Genomic DNA, 1220 nt, shown 5'->3' with positions numbered 1-1220 from the left:
GACCTCGCCAAGGTGGGTCGTTACAAGATCAACAAGAAGCTCGGGGTCGACTCGGAGATCACGCAGGGCACCCTGACCGAAGACGACATCGTCGCCACGATCGAGTACATCGTCCGCCTCCATGCGGGCGAGGAGTCGATGCCGGGCGCCGGTGACCGCGAGGTCATCGTCGAGGTCGACGACATCGACCACTTCGGCAACCGCCGGCTGCGCAGCGTCGGCGAGCTGATCCAGAACCAGGTCCGGCTGGGCCTGGCCCGCATGGAGCGCGTCGTGCGCGAGCGGATGACCACCCAGGACGTCGAGGCGATCACGCCGCAGACCCTGATCAACATCCGCCCGGTCGTGGCGTCGATGAAGGAGTTCTTCGGCACCTCGCAGCTGTCGCAGTTCATGGACCAGATCAACCCGCTGGCCGGCCTGACGCACAAGCGGCGTCTGAACGCGCTGGGCCCCGGTGGTCTGTCGCGTGAGCGGGCGGGCTTCGAGGTTCGTGACGTGCACCCGTCCCACTACGGCCGGATGTGCCCGATCGAGACCCCTGAAGGCCCGAACATCGGCCTGATCGGCTCGCTGGCCTCCTACGGCCGGCTCAACGCGTTCGGCTTCGTCGAGACGCCGTACCGCAAGGTCGTCGACGGCAAGGTGACCGACCAGATCGACTACCTGACCGCCGACGAGGAGGACCGCTTCGTCAAGGCGCAGGCCAACACGGCGCTCAACCCCGACGGCTCGTTCGCCGAGGCCCGCGTCCTGGTCCGCACCAAGGGCGGCGAGACCGAGCTCGCCCGTGCCGAGGAGGTCGACTACATCGACGTGTCGCCGCGCCAGATGGTGTCGGTGGCGACGGCGATGATCCCGTTCCTGGAGCACGACGACGCCAACCGGGCGTTGATGGGCGCGAACATGATGCGCCAGTCGGTGCCGCTGCTCAAGAGCGAGGCGCCGCTGGTCGGCACCGGCATGGAGTACCGTGCCGCGACCGATACGGGCGACATGATCAGCGCCGAGAAGGCGGGCGTGGTCGAGGAGGTCTCCGCCGACTACGTCACGGTCATGAACGACGACGGCCCGCGGACGACGTACCGCGTGGCGAAGTTCAAGCGTTCCAATCAGGGCACGAGCTTCAACCAGAAGCCCATCGTCGCCGAGGGCGACCGGGTGGAGGTGAACCAGGTCATCGCCGACGGTCCCTGCACCGACAACGGCGAGATGGCGCT

1 pseudogene is annotated in these 1220 nt (G+C 67.5%); it reads left to right on the top strand.

The window, feature by feature from the left end:
- Nucleotides 1-1220 (top strand): annotated as a pseudogene (locus ABZ297_RS46845) (DNA-directed RNA polymerase subunit beta); the annotation flags it as partial.

The organism is Nonomuraea sp. NPDC005983 (genome assembly GCF_040614375.1).
Lineage (GTDB): Bacteria > Actinomycetota > Actinomycetes > Streptosporangiales > Streptosporangiaceae > Nonomuraea.
This window is presented reverse-complemented; position numbering and strand designations above follow the sequence as displayed.